The following is a 13,316-nucleotide window of genomic DNA, read 5'->3' on the forward strand; positions in this document are numbered from 1 at the left end:
GTGCTCATGCGGCCAGCGCCGCGGCGGGTGCCGCGGAATGGCCGGACCCGGGCTGCCGGGCGAGGCAGGCGACGCGGTGCAGCGGCCGGATCGGATCGAGCGGTGGTTCGGTCTCGGCGCAGACGCCCTCCGCCAGGGCGCAGCGGGGATGGAAGCGGCAGCCGGGGGGCGGGTCGATCGGGTTCGGCGGGTCGCCGGCCAGCAGCGCGGCTTGCGTGCGGTTGTCGGGGTCGAGCGAGGGCATCGAGGCGAGAAGAGCCTCGGTGTAGGGATGGGCCGGTGCGTCGAGCACCGTGTCGGACGGGCCGATCTCGGAGACGCGGCCGAGATACATCACCATCACCCGGTCGGAGATGAAGCGCACGACGTTCAGGTCGTGGCTGATGAAGATGTAGGTCAGGCCGAACTCCGCCTTCAGGTCGAGCAGGAGGTTCAGCACCTGCGCCTCCACCGATTTGTCGAGCGCCGAGACCGCCTCGTCGAGGAGCACCAGTCGCGGCTCCAGGGCGAGCGAGCGGGCGATGTTGACCCGCTGGCGCTGGCCGCCCGAGATCTCGTGCGGATAGCGCCCGGCGAAGCGCTTGGGCTCCAGGCCGACCCGGGCCAGCAGCGCACGGGCGCGCTCCACCGCTTCGCGCCCCGGCACGCCGTTGACCTTGGGGCCGAACGCGATCGACTGCTCCACGGTCATGCGCGGGTTGAGCGACGCGTAGCTGTCCTGGAACACCATCTGGACCTGGCGGCGATAGGCCCGCCACGGCATGGCGCGCTCGCCGATCGCCTGGCCGTCGTACAGCATCGTGCCGGAATCGCGCTCGATCAGGCCCATCAGCAGTTTGGCGGTGGTGGACTTGCCGCAGCCGGACTCGCCGACGATGCCGAGCGTCTCGCCCTTCAGGACGTCGAAATCGACACCGTCGACGGCGCGGACCACCTGTTTCTTGCCGCCGGCCTTGCGGACCGGGAAGTGCTTGATCAGCCCCGAGACCGACAGGAGCGGCTGGGCGGGTCCGCCGCGGTCGCGGGCGAACGGATCGGCGGCGTCCGGGATGACGCTCACTGGCGAATCTCCGTCATTGGCGGATTTCCATGGCGGCGCGCAGGCCGTCCGAGAACAGGTTGAAGGCGATCGAGACGACGAAGATGCACACGCCCGGCAGGGCGGCGACGACCGGATTGACGTAGATCGCGGTGCGCAGGGTGTTGAGCATCAGGCCCCATTCGGGCTCCGGCGGGCGCACGCCGAGGCCGAGGAACGACAGGCCCGAGGCCAGGATCATCGAGACCGAGATCAGGCTCGTGGAATAGACGAAGATCGGGCCGACGACGTTGCCCAGCACCTGCACGCGCATGATCGTCAGCGCCGAGGCTCCCGAGAGCTTGGCGGCGTCGATGTAGTCGCGCCTGCGGATGCCGGTGGTGACGCTCTCGGCCACCCGGGCGATCTGGGGCACGAACACGCAGGTCAGCGAGACGATCGAGTTGAAGATGCCCGCGCCGAGCGCACCGGAAAGAGCGATCGCCAGCAAGACCGAGGGAAACGCGAAGAACACGTCGATGGTGCGCATCAGGATCGTGTTGGTCCAGCCGCCGACGTAGCCGGCCAGGATCCCGAGGCCGGAGCCGATCACGAAGGCGATCAGCACGGGGGTGACGCCGATGAACAGCGACAGCCGCGAGCCCAGCATCAGCCGGCTGATCATGTCGCGGCCGAGCTCGTCGGAGCCCAGCCAGTAGGTCGCGTCGCCGACATGCTTCAAACGGCGGATCATGGAGCCCTTGTAGGGATCCATCGGGGTGATCCAGGGCGACAGGATCGCGATGAGGACCACGAGAAGGATCACGGCGCCCGCGCCCATGGCGACGGGGTCGCGCACCAGCCGGTGGCCGACATGGCCCCAGAACCCGCGCGACGGCGCGAAGGCGGCCTCCGGGGCGATGTCGTCGACGGCGAGCACGCCGCCGTCGAGGGCCAGTGAGGCGGCGGTGACGGGCGCGGTCATCATGGCCTCCGGGTCAGGCGCGCTCGATGCGCGGGTCGAGGGCGGTCTGCATCACGTCCACCAGCAGGTTGAGCAGCACGAAGAACATCGCCAGCACGAGGATCGAACCCTGCAGCAGGGGCAGGTCGCGCTGGAAGATCGCGGCGTTGAGCAGGAATCCTGTGCCCGGCCATGCGAACACGGTCTCGACCAGGATCGAGCCGCCGAGCAGGTAGCCGAGCTGCAGGCCCATGATGGCGAGCGCGGTCGGAGCGGCGTTGCGCACGACGTGCTTGAACACGCCGCGCTCGTCCATGCCCTTGGCCCGCAGGGCCTCGACGAAATCCTGGGACAGGATGTCGGCCACCAGTGCCCGGACCGTGCGGGCGATGATGCCCATCGGGATCACCGACATGGTGATCGCGGGCAGGAGCAGGTAGCGCAGGTGGTCGAAATCCGGCCGCCAGTTGCCCGAGCCGTCGGGCCCGGCGCCGGTCGGCGGCAGCCAGCCCAGTGTCGCCGAGAACACGATCACCAGCACCATGCCGAGCCAGTAATGCGGCACGCTCACGCCGAAGACCGAGAGCGCGGAGGCGGCCCGGTCGGCGAGCGAGTTGCGGTGATAGCCCGCCACGAAGCCGAACAGCGTGCCGAAGGTGAAGCCGATCACGGTCGCCACGGAGGCGAGGATCAGGGAGTTCACCACCGCGCGGCTGACCTCGCCCAGCACCGGTCGGCCGGTGGCGATCGAGATTCCGAGATCGCCGTGCAGCACGTGCCAGAGCCAGATCGCGTACTGGACCGGCAGCGGCTTATCGAACCCGTAGGCGGCGCGCATCTCGTCGATGGTCGCCTGGGTGGCATCGGCCGGCAGGATCGCGCTCAGCGGATCGCCCGGCGCGAGATGGACCAGCAGGAAGCATACGATGCTGACACCGAACGCCACGGGTGTGGCGGAGACCAGTCGTTTGAGGGTGTAGAGCAGCATTGTTTGCCTTTTGGCCGCTAGATCTATCGTCGCCGCCGAACCTCCCTCCCCCCTCTGCGGGGGAGGGTGGCCCCCGAAGGGGGTCGGGAGAGGGGAACCCGGCTTCAGGAATAGCCGTGACCTTCATGAAGGCCGGGGCCTCATCCTGCACCGTCGCTCCCCTCTCCCGCCTCGCTCCGCTCGGCACCCTCCCCCGCAGAGGGGGGAGGGAGACGGTGGCGCTGGAGCTACCGCCCCGCCGTCGCGATGGTGATCTTCGAAAAGTCCTGGAACCAGTTCTGCGCCTGAACGAAGCCCTTCACCTTGGGGCTCATCGCCCGCGGATTGACGTCGTGCGTGATCATGATGAACAGCGCGTCGTCAACGTACTTCTCGTGAATCTTCTCCAGGACCTTGGTCCGCTCGGCCTTGTCGAAGGTGTTGCGGACCTGATCGAACAACTTGTCCATCGCGGGGTCGCAATAATAACCCCAGTTGGTGCCGTTCGGCGGAGCGAAATTGCACTGCAGATGGCGGATGAAGCCGGTGAACGGATCCTGGATGAAGTACGAATAGTTGATCGCCGAGACGCCGCGGGAGATCTCGGCCTTGGCGCCGGCCCGCCAGATGTTGATCAGCGTGTTCCACTCGACCACCTCGTAATCGACCTGGATGCCCACATCGGCGAGGTTCTGCTGGATGAACTCGTTCATCGGCAGCGGCTGCATCTGGCCCGAGCCCGAGGCCGAGATCGCGACCTTCAGCTTCAGCGGCTTGGCGGGGCTGTAGCCGGCTTCCGCGAGCAGCTTCTTGGCGGCCTCCGGATCGTACTTCACGTCGAAGGTCGGATGGCCGAACCACTGGTGGCCGGGCGGCATGAAGCCCTTGGCGGGGATGGCGAGGCCGCCGAGCAATTCCTTGAGCCCATCACGGTCGATGGCGAGGTTGGCGGCCTTGCGCACCCGGATGTCGTTCCAGGGCGAGCCCTCGATGCGCGACAGGTGCCACGTCCAGTTGTGCGGATAGGCGTTGGTGACGATGGTGAAGCCGGCGCCCTTGAGCGAGGCCACGGAATCCGGCGCGGGCGCCTCGATCCAGTCGACCTGGCCGGAGCGGAGCGCCGCGGTCCGGGCATTGGCCTCGGGCAGCGGGATCAGCACCAGCTTGTCGAGCTTCGGCACCCGGTCCTTGTCCCAGTACTCCTTGAACGGAACCATCTCGGCGCGCTCGCGCGGGGCGAACAGGGTCAGCTTCCACGGGCCGGTGCCCGAGGGCTGCTTGGCGAAGGCGTCCCAGGACTTGCCCAGCTTCTCCCACTGGGCAGGCGACGACATCATGATCCAGGCGATCTGGTAAGGCAGCGTCGCGTCCGGCGCCTTGGTGGTGATCTCCACCGTCAACGGATCGACCACGCGGTAGCTGGCCACGGCCGGGATGCGGGTCTTGCCCTGCGCCGACTGGCGGGGGTCGTATTGCGGCGCGTCGGCCTTCAGGAGCTTGTCGAGGTTCCACACCACCGCGTCGGCGGTGAAGTCGGACCCGTCGTGGAATTTCACGCCCGGCCGGAGCTTGAAGGTCCACTTGGTCTTGTCGGCGGGATCGACGGCCCAGCTGGTCGCCAGCCCGGGCACGAGGTCGGAGGCGAGTTCCGCGCTCGACAGGTCCCAATTGATCAGCCCGTCATAGACCGTATAGCCGAGGAAGCGCATGCCCTCGCCGCCGTTGTCGGTCTGCCCTGTGGTCAGCGGGATGTCGGAGGCGGTCATGCCGATCCGCAGCGTCCCCTGCGCGAGGGCAGCGGTGCCCGCGGAGAGCGCCAGGGCGCCGGCCAGCGCCGCACGGGCGCCGAAATTTTTGAGACGGGACAGCATCTTCGGTCGGGTGCTCGCGTCAGCCCGGACCCGAGTGGTCCGGCATACGTTCGACCGTATGCAAGCCGGCGGCCAGTCGATCCGCGACCCGCACGGACCTAAGCAGGTTTCGCAAAAATAGCCACCGGTTTTGCGACAAAAACCTGCGCTATAACAAAGAGCTAAGCGGATAAAGCGTCGGCTTGCCCACGGGACATGGCAATCGACTGCCGACAGGATTGGCAAGCGCGACCTACCCCCTCTCCCGTGCGGGAGAGGGTTGGGGTGAGGGTCGAGAACGCCCAGGATCGTGCGCTCCAGAGACGCGGTGATCGGTTGCGCCTCTTCCGGACTTTTCTCATTCCTCACCCGGCTTTCTGCGAAAGCAGACCTCTCCCGCACGGGAGGAGGGACCCGCGCCCCATTCGGCGACGGTGGCGTCACTGTCGTGTACCGTGTGGCTTGCCAACGCACATCTGCTTAGCGCTGCATGCGCCCGGGAAAGGGTCGGCGCGCACAACCGGCCCGGTGCGATGCTGTCGGATCTCCGCCCAATACCTCGAACGGGCTGAGCGCGGCGCTATTCGGCGTCGATGATCAGGCTCACATGCGCGGCGACCACCCGCCAGCCCTCGGGGAAGCGCATCCAGGTCTGGCTCTGGCGGCCGATCTTCCCGGGTGCGGACGCGCGGGTGAACAGCGTCATGGCGGTGGCGGCATCGCGCCCATAGGTGGTGATCTGGGTCTGCTCCAGGGTGCGCTCCAGGCCCACGGGCGAGCGGGCGCGGCGAAAGGCGCGGATGGCGTCCATGCCGTAGAGGTTCTCGCCGATACCGTAGCGGATGGTCAGCGGATCGTCCCGGAACAGCGCCTCCAGGGTCGGGACGTCGTTGGTGGTGAGCGCGGTTTCGTAGGCCCGGAACGCGGCCTCGACCTCGGCCTTCACGGCAAAATCGTCGATCACCATCAGGTCAGCTCCGCGATGGGCGCCTTGCAGACACCCGTCCGTTCGAGGTGGCGGGCGACGCGCAGGGCCAGATCCTCCCGCCAGGGGGCGGCGATCACCTGAACTCCGAGCGGCAACCCGTCGTCCAGCCGGACCGGCACGGCGACCACCGGCAGGCCGATGAACGAGATCGGCTGCGTGAACACGCCGATATTGGCCCGCACCGGCAGACTCACGCCGTCGAGCACGAAGTGGGTCTGGCCACCCTTCGGAGCCCGGCAGGGGGTGGCGGGCGCCAGGATCACGTCGAGGCCGCCGAACAGGTCGAGCACCGCGTCCCGGTACCAGCGGCGGAAGCGCTGTGCCCGCTCGACGAAGGGCGCCGGGATCATCGCGCCGGCGATCAGCCGGTCCCGCACCGCCGGGTCGAAATCCCCCGGCCGGGTGCGCAGGCGGTCGAGGTGGAGCGTCGCGCCCTCGGCCGCGGTGATCAGGTAGGCGGCGGCCCGGGCGCGATGGGCCTCCGGCAGCTCGACCATCCGGTCTGCGCCGAGAGCCTGGGCGACGTGCGCCACCGCGGCGAACGCGTCCGGATCGCCGCCACGGGCGAAATAGCCGCCCGCCACCGCGATCCGCAGGCCGTCGATGCCGGATTCCAGAACCGGCAGGACCGGCTCGGCTGCGCGGGTCGTCGCCACGGGATCGTCCGGATCCGGGCCCTGCATGGCGTCGTACGCCAGGGCGAGATCGGCGACGCTGCGGGCCATCGGCCCGAGATGGTCGAGGCTTCCGACGAAGGGGAAGCTCCCGGCGCGGCTGAGCCGGCCGTAGGTCGGCTTCAACCCGAAGCAGCCGCAGAACGCGGCGGGCACCCGGATCGAGCCGTTGGTATCCGAGCCCAGCGTCAGCGGCACCATTCCGGCAGCCAGCGCAGCCCCGGATCCGCTGGATGAGCCGCCGGTCATGTGATCCAGCGCGTGCGGGTTGTGGGCGTCCCCGTCGTGGATGTTCTCGCCGGTGAAGTCATAGGCGTATTCGCCCATGTTGAGCGCCCCGACGAGGATCGCCCCGGCCGCCTCGAGCCGGCGCACCAGGGCGCCGTCCCGCTGGGCCCGCGGATGCGCCCGGTTGATCTTCGCGCCCGCCCGGGTGGGCAGGCCCGCGACGTCGATGAGGTTCTTGACCGCGAACGGCACGCCCGCGAGCGGTCCGGCAGTGGCGCCCTCACCGAGGGCGGCGTCGAGGGCCTCGGCCCGGGCCAGGGCGCGGGCTGCGAGCACGTCGGTGAAGGCGTTGACGCGACCGTCGGTCCGCGCGATCCGATCGAGGGTCTGCGCAACCACGTCCCGCGCGGTGCTGCGCCGGCTGGCGACCGCGGCGGCGATCGACGCCGCATCCATCGGAGGCGCCGCGCTCACGCTTCGAACCTCGGCGCGGCCTCGACCGCATCGGGGAGCGGGAATTCGGTCAGCAGCGTCGCCGCCGCCGCTAGGACGCGCAGATTGGCCGCGATCGCAGCCGTCCACCCGGCGTCGATGGCGATGCCGAGAAGCGGCGCGGTCGCCGCGATGGTGGCCTCCGGATCGAACGCGGCGGCGGATGACGGTACGGGTTCGGGCATGGCGCGGCTCAATTCGGCGCTGGGATCAGCGTGGCTGGGTTTAGCAGGCCTCGTGCCGACAGGTTCGGCGGCGGAGCCTAGAGCACGTGCCTCATTATTGTGCATCGCGATATCGGCAGCGAGAGCGAGCAGTTCGGGACGCCGGGGTGCCTCATTCTTGAGCTCATAGCGTTCGTCGCCGAAGCGAACGCCAGTTCGACCCGATAGACCGCGTCGGTGCTGGATCGAGAAGCCGTGCCCGATTGTGATGCGCCGAGGCACAGCCCTGGCGGCCTATCGCCACCGATACCCGTAGGCCGAGTACGACGCTCCCAAGCACCACGAAGCCCTTCCGCAGATCGGATCGCGTCGCCCGGCGACGCAAAGTTGTCGCTGCTGCAAATCAGGGTTGCAACACGTGAAGGTGAATCAGTGGGAACACGTCGGCTGGAGTGTCGGCGCGCGATCCGTGATGCCGAATCACCTGCGCTGGGCCTCGGGCCGTCTGTCAGGGTGACGGCCAATACAGGTTGATCATCTTGCCGCCTCCTCGGACCCGTCCTATCTTACGGACAGCGCGGTGCCATACTGGCCTCTCACTCGCTGAGGCGTCCGTTGCCACCGGCGCTTGATGTTTTTCTGCATCGCCGGGTGAGACTCTTACAGAGACGGTGTGGATTGTCGCTGTGTCGGCGGGCCGAACGTGTTCCCACGATTGCATCGCCGCCGGGGCTCCGGCTAAAGGCTAACCGTTTTCAAACCTTGGTTCGACCCGAGCGCTGCGGCGTCCGCTGAGCGTTCGGGTCGACCCATCGGTACAGCCGATGGGTCGGCATGGTTCCGAGGTCCGGGGACGGCATCGGGATCTGCAGACGAGAGGTCCCGCACCGGCGTGGCCGGATGTCCCTGTGCATGTCGAACGTATTGAACTGAGAAAGGTCAGATGAGCGCATTCGACTACAGAAATTTCGACGACCGCCGCCAGCACTCCCAGAGTGCCAAGGCTGCCCTGCTGGCCAAGTTCAAGGCGCGCCCCCCGGCCGACGATCCGGAGGTCATCGCCAAGGCCAAGGCCCGGGCCGAGATCACGAAGGCGCGCGAGGAGCGTACCCGCGAGCGTGAGGCCGCGCGCATCGCCGCCGAGCTGAAGGCTGCCGAAGAGAAGCGTGAGCGCGAGGAAACGGAGCTGGCTGCCCAGCTTGCCCGCGAAGTCGCAGAGCTTGCCGCCGCGCAGGAGCGCAAGTCGGCCGAACTTCACGCCAAGAAGGCCCAGCGCGACGCGCGCTACGCGGCGCGGAAGGCCAACGTCAAGGTCAAGCGCTGAGCGCACGCGCTTCGGCTCGGCTGTTTCGATGAAACGACGCCCGCCCCTCCGGCGGGCGTCGTCGCATCTGGGCCTAGGGTCTGAAACCGACGCGCGCCGTGCCGCGTTTGCGACTGTTCGTCGGCCGTCCCGATTCGAGCGGCTGCCCTGGAGAGGTCGCGCGATGCTGTGCAGAATGAGTCCGCTCGTTGCCGTTCTGCTCTGGTCAGGGGCCGCCGCAGCGCAGGACCCGACCAAGGCGATGGCGTGCGACACGCTGCTGGCGGCCCGCCGGGTCGACGCCGCGACCGGCGCGAGCCGTACGGTCGAGGGCGAGGCCGGCTGCCGCAGCATCGATCGGAAGACGATCGGCTCGGTCGAGCAGCGGGCTTTGATCGGCGGCGCGCCCTACGAATGCATGACGATCGCGGGTGCCGGCCGCTGCCTGTGGATCGTGCCTTGACGGGCGCGCAGACTGTAGTCTCGGACGGTTCACCGCCGCGCGAAACGCTCTAGTTCGGCATCGGAGTGGAGTAGGGATCGCGATCGGAATGCCGGATTCTTGGGCAAGACAGCGTTTATCCGCATGCGGAGTGTTCGGAACGCTGATCGGCCTGATGCTGGCCGTGAGTCCCGCCCGGGCCGAACCCCCGATTCGCAGCCCGGAGGACGCAGCCTGCCGTCTGGAGGCGCGGGCCCGGGTCTTCACGGCCCCCAACCCCCGCGGTCTGGAACTCGAGGAGATCGGGAAGCAGATCTACTACGCCTGCATGGCGCGGCTGGGAGAGGCCGCGCAGCCGGCCAAGACCGCACACCGACGGCACAAGCGGCGCCATCGGCGGTCGTGAGCCCTCAGGCTCCGGCGATCACGAGTTGAGCGGCGCTCCGATCCGGGCGCGCAGGCGCAGGCGCAGGGTCTCGTCGCCGCCCTCGGCCTGCAGGGCCGCCATCAGGCGCAGCAGGTGGCTCAGCGGGGTCGACCGACACGCGACGGCGTCGGCGATCTGATCCGGCAGCGACTTGGCGGCCGGAACGAAACGCATCGCCGGTTGGGCCTGATGTGTCTGAGGCATCCGCAGCGCTCGTCCTTTGAAAGGATCCAGGTTGGCGGGCGGCTGGCTACGCCTTTTGCCGAAGCCGCACCAGCCCCTATCGCGATTTTACGTAGCCGGCATCACGCCGAGTCACCGCGCTGCAACAGATCGAGTGAAACATGGGGATAGCGCAGGCCGCCGCATAGACATCGCGGGTCAGGCGGCCCGTCAACGCTGCGCCAGCGGGGAGTGGTCGTAGCCGTCGAGGAGATCCTGGGGGTCGCGGAAGATCGCCACGCAGCCCGCCGCCGAGAGGTCGGCCTCCGGGAAGCCGCCGCAGAGCACGCCGATCGTCGGCACGCCGGCCTTTCCCGCGGCCTCGGCATCGTAGGGCGTGTCGCCGACCGCATGGACCGTGTCGGACCGCCCCGCTCCGAGCTTGGTCAGGGCAGCCTGGAAGATGTCGGGATGCGGTTTAGACCGCTCGGCGTCATCCGAGCTGGTGGCGACATCGACGAGATCGCCGATTTTCAGGATTTCGGTGTAGCGCTCTACCTCGGGTCCCTTGCCCGACGAGGCCAGCGCGATCGTGAGGCCGTCCGCGCGGATCCGCTCGAACAGGGCGCGGACACCGGGAAACGGCCGCACCTCGGGCAGGAACTTCTGCTTGAACAGGTCCGACCGGAACGCCTCGATGGTCTTGCCCTCGCGTTCGATCCGCTCCTGCGGCAGGAACACCGGCATCAGTTCGTCGCCGCCCTTCCCGATCTGGCTGCGGACGTGGCCCTGATCCGTCTCCACGCCGAAATGCGCGAAAGCTTCCACCCAGGCGCGGGCATGCAGATCGACGCTGTCGAGCAGGGTCCCGTCGATGTCGAAGATGACAGCGCGCATGCGAGCCTCGTTGCGGCGCAGGCCAGCCCGCTTCAGGGCAAACAACCGGGGCGGTGGGAGGCCTGTTCCCTTTCGGGGCACCGGAACGGCAGAAGCCCGCCCCCGGTCGGGGACGGGCTTCTGAAATCAATCCGGTGCGGCGTGCGTCAGTGCATCGCCGCCGGGGTGCGGGCGGGCTTCGCCTTGGCGGCCAGCCCAGCGGTGACCGCAGCTTTTGAGGCCCGGACGGGCTTCGGAGCCGTCGGCTTCGCGGCGGCCTTGACGGGGGCGGGCTTCGGCGCCGCCGGCTTGGCGGCAGCCTGGGGCGCAACCGCCTTCGCGGTCTTCGGCGCGGCGGCCTTCGTCGCGGCCTTGGGGGCAGCGGACTTGGGGGCAGCGGACTTGGACGCGGCAACCTTGGCAGACGCGGGAAGGGCGGCCTTCTCGGCGGTGACGGCCTGGATCACGCTCGCCGCCGCCAGCGTGGCGTTGGCGTGCAGCTCGGTCTCCGCGCGCATCCAATGCGCCGCGGCCTGGCCGTGGATCCGGCCTTCGCTTTCCCAGATGAAATAGGCGCATTCGCGCACGTGGTGTTCGCTGATCTGCATGCCGTTGGCCTCCTGCTGTCCGTCCCGCGACCGACGATGGGAGGGCTGGGTTAAGGGGCAGTTAACCCTGCGGATCGGCTATTCGGTGCGGCCCAGAATGCGCCGGGCCTCGGCGAGGAGGATCGCGTGGCGCTCCGCCCCGGGACCGGCCACGGGCGCGTCGCGGCCGGCTTGGGCGATGCGCTTCTGGAACCGGCGCCGGTCCAAACCCCAGACGCGCAGGCTTGCCAGGACGGCGTCGAGAACGATGCGGACCGCATCGGTGCGTGCCTCGGCGCGGGCGACCACCTCGCCGTGGGCGGCTGTGGCATCCGCGACGATCCTGGCGTCCGCAACTGCAGTGTCGGTCCCGGCCCGCGCGTGGTCGAGGTCCAGGCCCGCGCGCCGCGCGGCCTGCCAGGCTTGCGCGTGCTGGTGCGTGCGCAGGGCGAGCAGGACCTTGAGGGCCGCGACCTCGGCCTCGGCCGCGTCGAGCTTCGCCCGGGTCTCGCGAAGGTCCTCCGGCTGATCCTGCACGCGCATCTCGTCCCCAGTCACGGTCACCGCTGGCTCCTCTGTTGCCTCGAAGCGCCCGTCCTCGGATGCGCGAAGCCGAATGTCCACTCTCGCGGGAGGCCGCGCAGGTTGAGAAAATCCGATGGTCGGTCCACATGATCAGGTGCGCCCTGGGGCGCATGTCCCGGCCGGCCTTGAACCGGCGCAGCGGAGTTATGCCAACATGTTCATCCAGACCGAAGCCACGCCGAACCCGGCCACCCTGAAGTTCCTCCCCGGACGCGTCGTCCTGTCCGAGTCGACCTTCGAGGCGAAGGACGCCGAGGCTGCCGCCCGCTCGCCCCTGGCGTCGGCCCTGTTCGCGGTCCCGGGCGTCTCGGGCGTCTATTTCGGGCACGACTTCATCTCGGTCACCAAGGCCGAGGACGGGTCCGACTGGGCGCAGGTGAAGCCTGCCGTGCTCGGCGCGATCATGGAGCATTTCCAGTCCGGCGTCCCCGTGATGGACGAGGGCGGTCACGACGCGACCGAGGCCGGGGACGAGTTCTACGACGAGGCCGATCACGACACGGTCGTCACCATCAAGGATCTGCTCGAGACGCGCGTGCGCCCGGCCGTGGCTGGCGACGGCGGCGACATCACCTTCCGCGGCTACAAGGAGGGCGTGGTCTATCTCGAGATGAAGGGCGCCTGCTCGGGCTGCCCGTCCTCGACCGCGACGCTGCGGCACGGGGTTCAGAACCTGTTCCGGCACTTCCTTCCCGAGGTGCGGGAAGTTCAGGCGATCTGAGGATCGTATCGGGGACGCGCGGTGCGCCGCGGGCCTTTCCAGCCCGCGGCCGCGAGGGTGCCGGCGTGGCGCCGTTGCTTCGAAAAGAGAGCGTTTTTCCGCTCTCCGCACGGGGTACGATAGTTAAGCCTTTCTCGCCGCCGTGCTCTCTTCTCCCCCTTGCGGCTACGGGTGACACAGGTTTTCGGTCTCGTCAGGCGCGCCCTTCTGCAAATTGAGGCGCGGGTCCCCTCTCCCGTGCGGGAGAGGGACAAGGGTGAGAGTCGAGAACTCTCCGAACGAGACGCGCCCTGTCTGCTCATCGATCACGCTTTCGATCCTGAGAGTTCTCATCCCTCACCCCAACCCTCTCCCGCTCGGGAGAGGGGGCCGGTCGCGCTCTGTCATGAGCCGCATGCTTCAAACCCGCGTCCCCCGTGGCCGCAGAGGAGAAGAGCGCGCATCGGCCGGGGAAGTGTGATCAGCGTACCCAAAGGGCTGACCACCCTACGCCATCCTTGACAATGTTCCTATTCTGTGCTTATTAGCCGCCACCTGTCCACGGCGCTTCCGGGGTGACCCAGCGGCGTCCTTTACGGGGCCCGCCCGGTGGCTGACCGGGCGGGTCCGTGGACGGGGCGGCGCGCGCGCCGGTCGCTCTCAGCCGCCAGCGCCCCGGGCCGCGCACCGGTGCGGGGCGTGACTCTGGCACCGGCGTGCTACCGGGCGGCCGTTTGCCAGGTGGGGGGACGGAATGAACCCCGCGCCGACACGCGGCTGGGCCGACCCAGAGCCACCATCCGACCCGTGCCCACCGCGGTCGCGGCCTCGAGGACAGGTCTCGCGACCCGCCCGGCTTGAGGGACGCGTGCCCGCGTTCGCTGCGTGC

At 68.8% G+C, this 13,316-nt stretch carries 15 protein-coding genes; 4 read left to right on the plus strand and 11 right to left on the minus strand.

Annotated elements, in window-relative coordinates; translation table 11 throughout:
• Positions 1-4: 4 nt before the first annotated feature.
• From MKK63_RS05265 to MKK63_RS05295, 7 genes are all read right to left on the minus strand, one after another.
• Complete coding sequence (locus MKK63_RS05265) at positions 5-1,060, minus strand: ABC transporter ATP-binding protein (RefSeq protein WP_243999362.1); 1,056 nt, start codon at positions 1,058-1,060, stop codon at positions 5-7.
• A 13-nt stretch (positions 1,061-1,073) separates the two neighbouring features.
• Positions 1,074-2,003 (minus strand): ABC transporter permease, encoded by a 930-nt coding sequence (locus tag MKK63_RS05270; RefSeq protein WP_243999364.1) that lies wholly within the window; start codon positions 2,001-2,003, stop codon positions 1,074-1,076.
• 13 nt (positions 2,004-2,016) lie between these two features.
• On the minus strand, positions 2,017-2,970 hold the full coding sequence (locus MKK63_RS05275; RefSeq protein WP_243999366.1) for an ABC transporter permease: 954 nt from the start codon (positions 2,968-2,970) through the stop codon (positions 2,017-2,019).
• 227 nt (positions 2,971-3,197) lie between these two features.
• Entirely contained in the window at positions 3,198-4,820 is a 1,623-nt protein-coding gene (locus MKK63_RS05280) for an ABC transporter substrate-binding protein (RefSeq protein ID WP_243999368.1), read from the minus strand.
• Between the two features lie 559 nt (positions 4,821-5,379).
• A complete protein-coding gene (gene hpxZ, locus MKK63_RS05285; RefSeq protein ID WP_243999370.1) occupies positions 5,380-5,766 on the minus strand; it encodes an oxalurate catabolism protein HpxZ in 387 nt (128 codons plus the stop codon).
• Positions 5,766-7,145, minus strand: a complete 1,380-nt coding sequence (locus MKK63_RS05290; protein WP_243999403.1) for an AtzE family amidohydrolase — start codon at positions 7,143-7,145, stop codon at positions 5,766-5,768. Before MKK63_RS05290 ends, hpxZ begins: the two co-directional genes overlap by 1 nt.
• Positions 7,146-7,159: 14 nt before the next feature.
• Positions 7,160-7,366 carry a DUF4089 domain-containing protein gene (locus MKK63_RS05295; protein ID WP_243999372.1) on the minus strand — a complete coding sequence of 69 codons (207 nt, stop codon included), beginning with the start codon at positions 7,364-7,366 and terminating at the stop codon, positions 7,160-7,162.
• A gap of 922 nt (positions 7,367-8,288) precedes the next feature.
• Here MKK63_RS05295 and MKK63_RS05300 point away from each other — a divergent pair.
• The 3 genes from MKK63_RS05300 (at position 8,289) to MKK63_RS05310 (ending at position 9,496) form a co-directional block, all read left to right on the plus strand.
• Positions 8,289-8,669: a DUF6481 family protein gene (locus MKK63_RS05300; protein WP_243999374.1), complete on the plus strand. Its 381-nt coding sequence runs from the start codon at positions 8,289-8,291 to the stop codon at positions 8,667-8,669.
• Positions 8,670-8,844: 175 nt separating this feature from the next.
• Positions 8,845-9,111 carry a hypothetical protein gene (locus MKK63_RS05305; RefSeq protein WP_243999376.1) on the plus strand — a complete coding sequence of 89 codons (267 nt, stop codon included), beginning with the start codon at positions 8,845-8,847 and terminating at the stop codon, positions 9,109-9,111.
• Between the two features lie 154 nt (positions 9,112-9,265).
• Positions 9,266-9,496, plus strand: coding sequence for a hypothetical protein (locus tag MKK63_RS05310; RefSeq protein WP_243999378.1), 231 nt, complete (start codon positions 9,266-9,268; stop codon positions 9,494-9,496).
• Between the two features lie 18 nt (positions 9,497-9,514).
• Here the strand turns inward: MKK63_RS05310 and MKK63_RS05315 are convergent, their stop codons facing one another.
• The 4 genes from MKK63_RS05315 to MKK63_RS05330 all read right to left on the minus strand — a co-directional run bounded on the left by MKK63_RS05315 (position 9,515) and on the right by MKK63_RS05330 (position 11,706).
• Complete coding sequence (locus MKK63_RS05315) at positions 9,515-9,721, minus strand: hypothetical protein (protein ID WP_243999380.1); 207 nt, start codon at positions 9,719-9,721, stop codon at positions 9,515-9,517.
• A gap of 189 nt (positions 9,722-9,910) precedes the next feature.
• On the minus strand, positions 9,911-10,576 hold the full coding sequence (locus MKK63_RS05320) for an HAD family hydrolase (protein WP_243999382.1): 666 nt from the start codon (positions 10,574-10,576) through the stop codon (positions 9,911-9,913).
• Between the two features lie 146 nt (positions 10,577-10,722).
• A complete protein-coding gene (locus MKK63_RS05325; RefSeq protein ID WP_243999384.1) occupies positions 10,723-11,163 on the minus strand; it encodes a DUF2934 domain-containing protein in 441 nt (146 codons plus the stop codon).
• Positions 11,164-11,241: 78 nt separating this feature from the next.
• The gene (locus MKK63_RS05330) at positions 11,242-11,706 is read right to left on the minus strand and encodes an atp-dependent helicase (protein ID WP_243999386.1); all 465 of its coding nucleotides are present in this window, start codon (positions 11,704-11,706) and stop codon (positions 11,242-11,244) included.
• Between the two features lie 175 nt (positions 11,707-11,881).
• Here MKK63_RS05330 and MKK63_RS05335 point away from each other — a divergent pair, with 175 nt between their 5' ends.
• A complete protein-coding gene (locus MKK63_RS05335; protein WP_243999388.1) occupies positions 11,882-12,448 on the plus strand; it encodes a NifU family protein in 567 nt (188 codons plus the stop codon).
• The last annotated feature ends 868 nt before the right edge of the window (positions 12,449-13,316 follow it).

It is taken from the genome of Methylobacterium sp. J-088 (genome assembly GCF_022829295.1).
Lineage (GTDB): Bacteria > Pseudomonadota > Alphaproteobacteria > Rhizobiales > Beijerinckiaceae > Methylobacterium.

Bases quoted from the DNA above. Each gene is read 5' to 3' on its own strand.
- MKK63_RS05310 (WP_243999378.1), top strand. From the start codon at position 9,266: ATGCTGGCCGTGAGTCCCGCCCGGGCCGAACCCCCGATTCGCAGCCCG.
- MKK63_RS05290 (WP_243999403.1), bottom strand. From the start codon at position 7,145: ATGGATGCGGCGTCGATCGCCGCCGCGGTCGCCAGCCGGCGCAGCACC.
- hpxZ (WP_243999370.1), bottom strand. From the start codon at position 5,766: ATGGTGATCGACGATTTTGCCGTGAAGGCCGAGGTCGAGGCCGCGTTC.
- MKK63_RS05335 (WP_243999388.1), top strand. From the start codon at position 11,882: ATGTTCATCCAGACCGAAGCCACGCCGAACCCGGCCACCCTGAAGTTC.
- MKK63_RS05325 (WP_243999384.1), bottom strand. From the start codon at position 11,163: ATGCAGATCAGCGAACACCACGTGCGCGAATGCGCCTATTTCATCTGG.
- MKK63_RS05295 (WP_243999372.1), bottom strand. From the start codon at position 7,366: ATGCCCGAACCCGTACCGTCATCCGCCGCCGCGTTCGATCCGGAGGCC.
- MKK63_RS05270 (WP_243999364.1), bottom strand. From the start codon at position 2,003: ATGACCGCGCCCGTCACCGCCGCCTCACTGGCCCTCGACGGCGGCGTG.
- MKK63_RS05275 (WP_243999366.1), bottom strand. From the start codon at position 2,970: ATGCTGCTCTACACCCTCAAACGACTGGTCTCCGCCACACCCGTGGCG.
- MKK63_RS05320 (WP_243999382.1), bottom strand. From the start codon at position 10,576: ATGCGCGCTGTCATCTTCGACATCGACGGGACCCTGCTCGACAGCGTC.
- MKK63_RS05305 (WP_243999376.1), top strand. From the start codon at position 8,845: ATGAGTCCGCTCGTTGCCGTTCTGCTCTGGTCAGGGGCCGCCGCAGCG.
- MKK63_RS05315 (WP_243999380.1), bottom strand. From the start codon at position 9,721: ATGCCTCAGACACATCAGGCCCAACCGGCGATGCGTTTCGTTCCGGCC.
- MKK63_RS05300 (WP_243999374.1), top strand. From the start codon at position 8,289: ATGAGCGCATTCGACTACAGAAATTTCGACGACCGCCGCCAGCACTCC.
- MKK63_RS05280 (WP_243999368.1), bottom strand. From the start codon at position 4,820: ATGCTGTCCCGTCTCAAAAATTTCGGCGCCCGTGCGGCGCTGGCCGGC.